Raw genomic sequence first — 8,557 nt, forward strand, 5'->3', positions numbered from 1 at the left:
AAATAATGTCTCAAAAAAATGAGAATAATGAAAAAAATTTAAATCAGGAAAGCTCACAAGCTGATAATAAGCCTAAAGTTATAATAAAAAAAGCTAATAATAACAGCAGTAATAATGATGACAGTCAGGCAACTGCAGCTGTGAAGAAAGTTAAAAAAGTTATAGTTAAAAAGAAAATTATAATACATAACAAATCTGATAAACAGGAAGTTCAAAAACAGGATAATAATTCTGAAAATTCGGCTAAAAACTTTAACAGCAGAGATAATAGGGATAATAGAGAAAATAAAAATAAGAATTATTCTCATGGAAATAGAGAACATAAAGATTTTAATAACAATAGAGAAAATAAAGATAATAAATTACAGCAAATTACTGCCCCTGCAGAAGATGTATCTTCTTTTAATAAGAAAGATAATAAAAAAGATGGTAAGAAAAGAGATTACGAGAAAAAAGAGAAAGAATACGATAAAAAATCTTCTCAGAAAGATTCTAAAGCAGAAGCAGCTCAAAGACAGGAAAATAAAATCTTTAATAAAATGCAGGCTAAAAAACGTCAGCAGGAACAAAGACTTGCCAGTGTTGAAAAAGAAATCAGCATAATGGAAACAATCACTGTAGGCGATTTGGCTAAAAAAATGAATTTAAGAGCCTCAGACATCATATCCAAACTTATGGGTATGGGTACTATGGCTAGAGTTAATGATATAATAGATTCTGACACTGCTACAATTATAGCTGATGATTTCGGGTGTAAAGTTAATGTTGTATCTTTACAAGAAGAAGCCACTATTGAAGTAAAAGCAGATAAAGAAGAAGATTTAAAACCTCGTCCCCCAGTAGTAACAATTATGGGGCATGTTGACCATGGTAAAACTTCTCTTCTTGATGCTATAAGACATAGTAATATTACTTCAAAAGAAAGCGGCGGAATTACTCAAAATATCGGTGCTTATAAAGTAAAAATACCTAGCGGAGAAATAGCTTTTATTGATACACCTGGGCACGCAGCATTTACTATGATGAGAGCTAGAGGAGCTAAAAGTACAGATATAGTAATACTTGTTGTTGCTTCTGATGACGGGGTTATGCCGCAGACTATAGAAGCCCTAAATCATGCTAAAGAGGCTAATGTACCTATAATAGTTGCTGTTAATAAAATGGATTTGCCTAATGCTTCTATGGATAAAGTAAAGGCTGCATTATCAGAATACGGACTTACCCCAGAAGAATGGGGGGGAGATACTCAGTATATAGGTGTCAGTGCCTTAACTAAACAGGGTATTAATGAACTATTAGAAGCTATTATCCTTCAGGCTGAAATGCTTGAATTAAAGGCTAATCCTAACAGAGAAGCTATAGGTATAGTTCTTGAAGCATCACTTGACCAAGGAAGAGGACCTGTTGGAACTGTACTTGTACAAAATGGTACTCTAAAAATCGGAGATTATTTTGTATGTGGGCTTTCTGTAGGTAAAGTGAGAGCTATGGTTAATGATTTGGGTCAGAGAGTTACAAAGGCTTTGCCATCTACTCCAGTTGAAGTTTTAGGATTTGAAAAAACTCCTGAGGCTGGAGAAGCATTTAATGTTATGCTTGATGAAAAAGAGGCTAAGGCTATAGCCGATAAAAGAGTTCAGTTAAAGCAGCAGGAGGCTTTGAAGGCTAATGTTAAAGTCACTTTAGAAAACCTTTATGAGAAAATAGCTTCTGATGCTATGAAAGAGTTCAAGGTTATAATAAAGGCAGATGTTCAAGGAAGTGCTGAGGCTTTGAGAGATGCCCTTAATAAAATACAAAGTGATAAAATACGTTTTGTTTCTATATACAGTGCATCAGGTGCTGTTACTGAAAGCGATGTAAACTTAGCTCATGCTTCTAATGCTATTATTATTGCCTATAGAGTGCGTCCTTCTGGTAAAGCCAGAGAGCTTGCTGAAAAATTAGGCATACCTATAGAAAGATATGATATTATTTATGAGGCAATAGAGGCTATTCAAAATGCTATGAAAGGTTCTCTTGATAGAATCAAAAAAGAAGTTGATATAGGTACTGTTGAAGTTAGAGATGTATTCCATGTTCCTAAAGTCGGTACTATTGCAGGGTGCTATGTTACTAGCGGTAAAATAGAAAGAAATGCTAGTGTGAGAGTTATGCGTGATAATGTTCTTATATATACAAGTAAGATTTCTAGTTTGAGACGTGTTAAAGACGATGTTAAAGAAGTTGCAACTGGATATGAATGCGGTGCTTCTATAGAAAACTTTAACGATATTAAAAAAGGTGATATACTTGAAATATTCAAGATTGAAGAGATAGCACAGGATTTATAATAATTTTTTGTGTATTTAATAATTATATAAGCAATGAATTTATATAAAATTCATTGCTTTTTTTATTTTCTTTTAATTTATTTAATATAATAGTTTTATGCATATAAACTATAAAAATGATATTAAAATGCAATATATCAATATTATGTATAAAATGTATTATGTAATTGTAAAAACAATATAAATTATTATTAAAATAGTATAAAATATGCAAATATTTATTTTTTATTATTGCTTATTTATTTTTATATGATATAACAATAAACATGAAAAATACATAATTTAGGAAATCTAAAATGAAAGCATATTTATTAACTATTTCATTATTAGTTATGTCTATTATTTCATGCACAAAAAATACGGGCATAACGGTAACAAAACCAGGCTCAGATTTGGTTTTATCAAAGATGCAGTCTGGAACTTGGCAGAATGCCAAAGCAGATGGAAATACTCTTACAATAACAGGAAATAACGGGTATGATGGAAATTACACATTTGAAAGTCCTGTTCTTGGTATAGGCGGAGTATATAAAGATGATTCAGCTGAAAACAGTTATATATTGGCTGTACCTATGGGACCTGATCTTGCGGCAATTAAGGTAGATCAGAAAGGTAAAGATGCAGTTGATGCGATATTAAATGTATTAGATGATGAAGGAGGAGAGGCTGTTATTGGTAATCTTATCAATAACATTATGCAAAATGGTGCTGAAAATATTGATTTAAGCGATGCTGATAAAATTCTTGCAAATACTAATCTTCCTAGAGAAAAATATGAAGAAGTAAAAAGTATATTAACAGCATCTTCAGGCGGATTTATGGGCGGAGATATTATAAATTAATTAAGAGTGTCAATTATGAAAAAGAGTTTAATAATATTATTTATTTTATTATGTTTGTCAAATATTGTATTTGCTAAAGGACTGCCATTGTCCACAGAAGTTACAGGAGAGGATTATAGCTGGATAAAAGGAAGGCAGATGATAAGTCTTAATTTTAACCCCGGAGTATCTGTATTTTCTCCTATGCTTGTTAATACAATATTTACTCATGGAAAGCATATAGCTGGTTTTTTGGGTGTAAATTTTGGTACAATTGGTGATTATCTTAATTATGCCGAATTTAAAGGTACATCTTGGTTTTTGCCTTCAGTTACTTATTCTTTATTTGTACATAATCAAATAGCTCTTGAGGCTGGAATAGGTGTTTATGGCAGTACTTATTTACTTAATATAAGCAAAGAAAATGCGAGTAAACTTTTAGATTCTATGGGGCATGGAGAGTATGCTGATGTAATTGCCTCTGATACTAAATTCAGATCTTCATTTGTATTTATGCCTGCTACATTTGGGGTGAAATTTTATGGTAAGAAAAGACAGTTTTATAATGCATTCCGTTTGGGAATAGATGCATTCTTCTATACTATAGAAACAGAAAACGGTTTAACTGGTATAAAAACTAGTCAGTCAGTATCAGATGCGGCAGTTTATGTTTCTTATGAGATTGGTTGGAATATAGAATTATTTCCTACTAAGGAATGGAGAGTTAAACCTATGCTTGATATAGGGCTTTTAGAAATAGGTTATTATGTAAGACCTTGGACTGGAAATTTATATAGTGCAGTACAAGGAAATTTAGGTATTTTGACAGCAGGTTTTGTTCAATTACCTATACCTGCTTGGGAGAAAGTTCCTGGTTGGGCTAAGATTATTTCTAATTTGAGAATAGGTTTATTCCCTAGAATAGGCGTTAGTATAAGATTTTAATGGATGTTAGATTATGAAAAAAATTATAATATTTATATTTGCTTTAATATTATCCTTTAATACTGTCATTTATGCTGCAAGCTATGAAAATGTAAAGCATGCTGTTGGTATAGATTTCGGTACTACTATATTTTCGACTGTAACTTTACCTGGTGTTGCCAATCTAATATTTCAGCCTAAAAATGGTGCTACTGAAAAATTATTTAAAGGCGGATTTGGAATAAGATTTACATACAATTACAGATATTTACCTAAACAGGCAATAGATGCAACTTTTGGTATATACACTTTCAGCGGTTATTATAATGGAGTAAAAACTATTAACGGAACAAGTAATTATGAAAAGTTCTATAATGCTGATGTTGTGGCTATACCTGCTTCTATTGGTGTAAGATTTTATTTCAATAAAAGAGATAAAGACAATGGATTTTTCCTTCTCCCTAAAGTTGGTATGACGATATTAGCTGTTAATGGTAGGGATTATTCTGCTGGTAAAGAACAGAAAAGTGCTATAGCCAATTTTTATATATCTGGAGAGATGGGATTTAAGATAGATATGTTTACAAAAATGGGGGCTAACTGGCCAGTACGTCCTTTTATAGATATATCTATATTAGATTTCGGATATTCTTTTACACATGGTATAAGATTTGTTCCTCTTCCAAGACTTGCTGTAGGAGTAGCATTTTAATAATATATTTTTTAATAGGTATAGATTTTATTTCTATACCTATTTTTTTATAAATAAAAAAATTATTCTTGTAAATAAAAAAAATATTGATATACTATACTCAATCTTATTCATCAATAAAAATAATCTAAAAAATTAAGGGAATTATTTATGAGTATTTCTTATGCAGACAGCGGAGTTAATAGAGAAGAGGGCTATAAAGCTGTTTCTCTTATGAAGGAAGTAGTTGCCAAAACTATGCATTCAAATGTACTTAATACTATAGGAAGTTTTGGTGCTATGTATGAGCTTGGTAAATATAATAATCCAGTATTAGTATCTGGAACTGACGGAGTAGGCACAAAACTTGAGATAGCATTTTCTATGAAAAAATACGATACAGTAGGTATAGATGCTGTAGCTATGTGTGTTAATGATGTACTTTGTCATGGAGCAAAACCTATTTTCTTTTTGGATTATCTAGCATGCGGTAAATTAAACGGAGAAACTGCTAGTTTAATAGTAAAAGGAATTGCCGACGGCTGCTATGAGGCTGGTGCTGCTTTGATAGGAGGAGAAACTGCTGAGATGCCTGGATTTTATAAAGAGGGTGATTATGATATTGCTGGTTTCTGTGTAGGTGTTGTTGAAAAAGATAAAATTATAGACGGCTCTAATGTTTCTGAAGATGATGTTATAATAGGTATTTCTTCTTCTGGTTTTCACAGCAATGGATTTTCCCTTATAAGAAAACTTGTACGTGATTATAATGCTGTATTTGAAGGTGAAAAAATAGGAGAGACTCTTTTAGTTCCTACAAAAATATATGTGAAAAAAGTTCTGCCTTTATTAGAAAAATATAATATAAAAGGAATGGCTCATATTACTGGAGGCGGATTAATAGAGAATGTTCCTCGTGCTATTGCTAAAGGATATAAAGCTGTTATTAAAAAAGACAGTTTTCAAACACCTAATATATTTAATTATATACAGTATCTTGGAAATATAAAAGAAGAAGAGATGTATAATACTTTTAATATGGGTATAGGGTTTGTCATAATAGCTTCTAAAGAGGATAAAGATAATATTATAAGAGATTTGAAAGATATGAATGAAGAGGCTTATGATATTGGTTATATTGCAAAAAATGAAGATGAGGATAAGAGTACAATATGCTTAGAATAGCTGTTTTAATTTCAGGAGGCGGAAGTAATTTACTTTCTCTAATAGAGATGCAGGATAAAGATGATTATAAAATTGATATTGTTATAGCCGACAGACAGTGTAAAGGTATTAGTATAGCTAAGAGATTTGGTATATCATCTGTTATTATAGATAAAAAAATGCATAAAAATGATTTGTTTAAAACTATAGACAAACATCTTGATAATATAGATTTAGTAGTATTAGCAGGTTTTTTATCGATAGTAGATACTAACTTCATAAAAAAATGGAAAGGAAAAATTATTAATATACACCCTTCTCTTCTTCCAAAATACGGAGGAAAGGGAATGTATGGCATACATGTGCATGAGGCTGTTATTGAAAATAAAGAAAAAGAGTCTGGCTGTACTGTACATTATGTAACAGAGGTAATAGACGGCGGAGATATAATAATGCAGGCTAAAGTACCTGTAAAAGAAGATGATACACCTGAGACTTTACAAAAAAGAGTGCTTTTAGAAGAACATAGAATACTGCCTGAAACTGTAAAGCAATTAGCTAAAACTATTTAATTTGTTATTTACCCATATAATAAATATAAGCTGACATTATTGATATTTCTTCGCTTCCTTCATCTATATTCTCTTCATCGCTGTAGCTGAAATAGCTTGATAATGGCGTATAATCCTCATCGCTTATATTATAGTCTATAACTGTTTTTATTGAAGAAGAGTTATTTGCTATTATAGCAGAGTTATTATCAGACTGCTGTTTATATAGGCTATTAATGCCTGCAAATATTAATAAAGCAGCTGCCAAAGAGCCTATAGAAGCTATTACTTTATTTTTATTAAATATTTTCTTTTTATGTACTATTATAGTTTTTTTACCGCATAGTATAGATGACATAGAATCAAGTTCTTCTTTAAACTTTTGACAAGATTTACAACTAGATAAATGTTTTTCCAGCTCAAATATTTCATTACTGTCTAAATCATTATCTTTATATCTGCTTATAAGCATTTCATAATATTCATGATTATTTTTCATAAAGTTACCCCCATCTTTTGCATAATAGATAAAAGTTTTTTTCTAGCTCTGAATATTCTGGTTCTTACCGTATTAACAGGCAAGTCCAGTTTTTCAGATATTTCGTTATAAGAATAATTTTCATATTCTGCCATCATAAGCGGTATACGAAAATCATCTTCAAGTTTTGATAATGCTTCTGCTAATATAATCTTATTTATACTATTATCATTATCAGACTCCTGCACTTCTGAATTTCTGTATTCTTTTATCCTGTATTTTTTTTCTCTTTCTCTTTTTCTTATATGATCCACTGCCCTATTAAAAGATACTCTATAAAGCCAAGTATATATTTTACTTCTGCCTTCAAAACTTTCTCTTTTTATATAAAAACTTACAAAAACGTCCTGCACTATCTCTTCAGCTTCTTCGCTGTTTGAAATGATAGAATAAACCAAATTAAACAGCGGTTTTTTGTACATTTCTACAAGCTCTTTGTAAGCTTCTTCATTACCTGCTTTAAAAGCTTCTATATTATCTTCATACGCCATAATACCAGCACCGCTCATACCTTATAAACCTATGTTGTTACTGCATTTTTTTATTTAATAAAGCCTTTTGGCTCGGAGTAAGTACATCTATTATGTCCAAATCTCTTACTATTCTTAAATAATCTCTCAAGGCTTCCTGTTCTTTTTTGCTTCTTATTAGTTCTTTTAATATGTTTCTGTCAGTATTTTCTTTCATTAACTCCATTCTAATGTCATTATTTATTCTTTCTATCTCAAGTCTGATAGGTTCATCTTCAGTGATAAATTTTATTGCTATATCATACATTATCTCAGCTTGTTCATCTGTAAGTGTTATACCTATTTTTCTAAAATACTGCAAAGGATCATTGCCTAATCTCTTATCAAATTCAGCTCCTCTCCTATGTCTTGGTCCATGAGGTCCAGGTCCTTTTGGTCCGGGCTGAGCAAAAATAGATAAAGACAATACAAATATCAAAGACACCGTACAAAATATTTTTTTCATAAATTCTCCTTATCTGTTACATATTATTATATATCATCTATTATCTTAATTAGTTAGACGATATTAACTTGTTAAAAGTTCCCCTATTTTTTAAAAATTATATAGTATTTTATTCTTTTTATATCACTATTAGAAAACAATTCTAATATATCCAAGTCGCATGACATTATAATATAGTCAAAATCTGCCTCTTTTGTCTTTTTTTCAAATATTAATTCCTTTATTGTATTTAAATTAACGTCAGTTTTTTTATATTCATTATTAAGTTTTGATTCTATATCTTTTATTTCTAATAATAATTGTTTTACATAAGGCATATATTTTTTTACTATTAAATCAATATTTTTTCTTTGTTCTTTATTTATTTCAACTCCAGCATTATGAAGAACTTTTAATGAATTATCATTTATATAAAAATTATCCTCAGCATATAAACTACTCAATACAAATAATAAAGCAATAATTATTATTTTTTTCATGCATAAAATCCTCATAAAATTCAATGGTTTAACTTTTTAGACGAATAAAAAAAGATAAAAGTTCCTATAAATAACTTTATT

General features: G+C 30.2%; 10 protein-coding genes. 6 read left to right on the top strand and 4 right to left on the bottom strand.

Features of this window, described 5'->3' with window-relative positions; all coding sequences use genetic code 11:
• Positions 1 to 5: 5 nt before the first annotated feature.
• From infB to purN, 6 genes are all read left to right on the top strand, one after another.
• Complete coding sequence (gene infB, locus KQ44_RS09380; protein ID WP_096737172.1) at positions 6 to 2,333, top strand: translation initiation factor IF-2; 2,328 nt, start codon at positions 6 to 8, stop codon at positions 2,331 to 2,333.
• Between the two features lie 296 nt (positions 2,334 to 2,629).
• Positions 2,630 to 3,175: a hypothetical protein gene (locus KQ44_RS09385; RefSeq protein ID WP_096737173.1), complete on the top strand. Its 546-nt coding sequence runs from the start codon at positions 2,630 to 2,632 to the stop codon at positions 3,173 to 3,175.
• A 15-nt stretch (positions 3,176 to 3,190) separates the two neighbouring features.
• Positions 3,191 to 4,099 carry a hypothetical protein gene (locus tag KQ44_RS09390; RefSeq protein ID WP_096737174.1) on the top strand — a complete coding sequence of 303 codons (909 nt, stop codon included), beginning with the start codon at positions 3,191 to 3,193 and terminating at the stop codon, positions 4,097 to 4,099.
• 13 nt (positions 4,100 to 4,112) lie between these two features.
• A complete protein-coding gene (locus tag KQ44_RS09395) occupies positions 4,113 to 4,790 on the top strand; it encodes a hypothetical protein (protein WP_096737175.1) in 678 nt (225 codons plus the stop codon).
• A gap of 150 nt (positions 4,791 to 4,940) precedes the next feature.
• Entirely contained in the window at positions 4,941 to 5,954 is a 1,014-nt protein-coding gene (purM, locus tag KQ44_RS09400; RefSeq protein WP_096737176.1) for a phosphoribosylformylglycinamidine cyclo-ligase, read from the top strand.
• On the top strand, positions 5,942 to 6,505 hold the full coding sequence (gene purN / locus KQ44_RS09405) for a phosphoribosylglycinamide formyltransferase (RefSeq protein WP_096737177.1): 564 nt from the start codon (positions 5,942 to 5,944) through the stop codon (positions 6,503 to 6,505). The genes purM and purN overlap by 13 nt, the downstream gene beginning before the upstream one ends.
• Positions 6,506 to 6,509: 4 nt before the next feature.
• Here the strand turns inward: purN and KQ44_RS09410 are convergent, their stop codons facing one another.
• The 4 genes from KQ44_RS09410 to KQ44_RS09425 form a co-directional block, all read right to left on the bottom strand.
• Positions 6,510 to 6,983, bottom strand: a complete 474-nt coding sequence (locus tag KQ44_RS09410) for a zf-HC2 domain-containing protein (protein WP_096737178.1) — start codon at positions 6,981 to 6,983, stop codon at positions 6,510 to 6,512.
• Positions 6,980 to 7,531 (bottom strand): RNA polymerase sigma factor, encoded by a 552-nt coding sequence (locus KQ44_RS09415; protein ID WP_096737179.1) that lies wholly within the window; start codon positions 7,529 to 7,531, stop codon positions 6,980 to 6,982. Before KQ44_RS09415 ends, KQ44_RS09410 begins: the two co-directional genes overlap by 4 nt.
• 19 nt (positions 7,532 to 7,550) lie before the next feature.
• Positions 7,551 to 7,997: a hypothetical protein gene (locus tag KQ44_RS09420; RefSeq protein WP_096737180.1), complete on the bottom strand. Its 447-nt coding sequence runs from the start codon at positions 7,995 to 7,997 to the stop codon at positions 7,551 to 7,553.
• Positions 7,998 to 8,080: 83 nt separating this feature from the next.
• Positions 8,081 to 8,476 (bottom strand): hypothetical protein, encoded by a 396-nt coding sequence (locus KQ44_RS09425; protein ID WP_096737181.1) that lies wholly within the window; start codon positions 8,474 to 8,476, stop codon positions 8,081 to 8,083.
• Positions 8,477 to 8,557 lie beyond the last annotated feature (81 nt).

It is taken from the genome of Brachyspira sp. G79 (assembly GCF_002379365.1).
GTDB lineage: Bacteria > Spirochaetota > Brachyspiria > Brachyspirales > Brachyspiraceae > Brachyspira.

Excerpts from the sequence above, each read along its gene's own strand:
- infB (WP_096737172.1), top strand. The coding sequence starts at position 6 with ATGTCTCAAAAAAATGAGAATAATGAAAAAAATTTAAATCAGGAAAGC.
- KQ44_RS09385 (WP_096737173.1), top strand. The coding sequence starts at position 2,630 with ATGAAAGCATATTTATTAACTATTTCATTATTAGTTATGTCTATTATT.
- KQ44_RS09390 (WP_096737174.1), top strand. The coding sequence starts at position 3,191 with ATGAAAAAGAGTTTAATAATATTATTTATTTTATTATGTTTGTCAAAT.
- KQ44_RS09395 (WP_096737175.1), top strand. The coding sequence starts at position 4,113 with ATGAAAAAAATTATAATATTTATATTTGCTTTAATATTATCCTTTAAT.
- purM (WP_096737176.1), top strand. The coding sequence starts at position 4,941 with ATGAGTATTTCTTATGCAGACAGCGGAGTTAATAGAGAAGAGGGCTAT.
- purN (WP_096737177.1), top strand. The coding sequence starts at position 5,942 with ATGCTTAGAATAGCTGTTTTAATTTCAGGAGGCGGAAGTAATTTACTT.
- KQ44_RS09410 (WP_096737178.1), bottom strand. The coding sequence starts at position 6,983 with ATGAAAAATAATCATGAATATTATGAAATGCTTATAAGCAGATATAAA.
- KQ44_RS09415 (WP_096737179.1), bottom strand. The coding sequence starts at position 7,531 with ATGAGCGGTGCTGGTATTATGGCGTATGAAGATAATATAGAAGCTTTT.
- KQ44_RS09420 (WP_096737180.1), bottom strand. The coding sequence starts at position 7,997 with ATGAAAAAAATATTTTGTACGGTGTCTTTGATATTTGTATTGTCTTTA.
- KQ44_RS09425 (WP_096737181.1), bottom strand. The coding sequence starts at position 8,476 with ATGAAAAAAATAATAATTATTGCTTTATTATTTGTATTGAGTAGTTTA.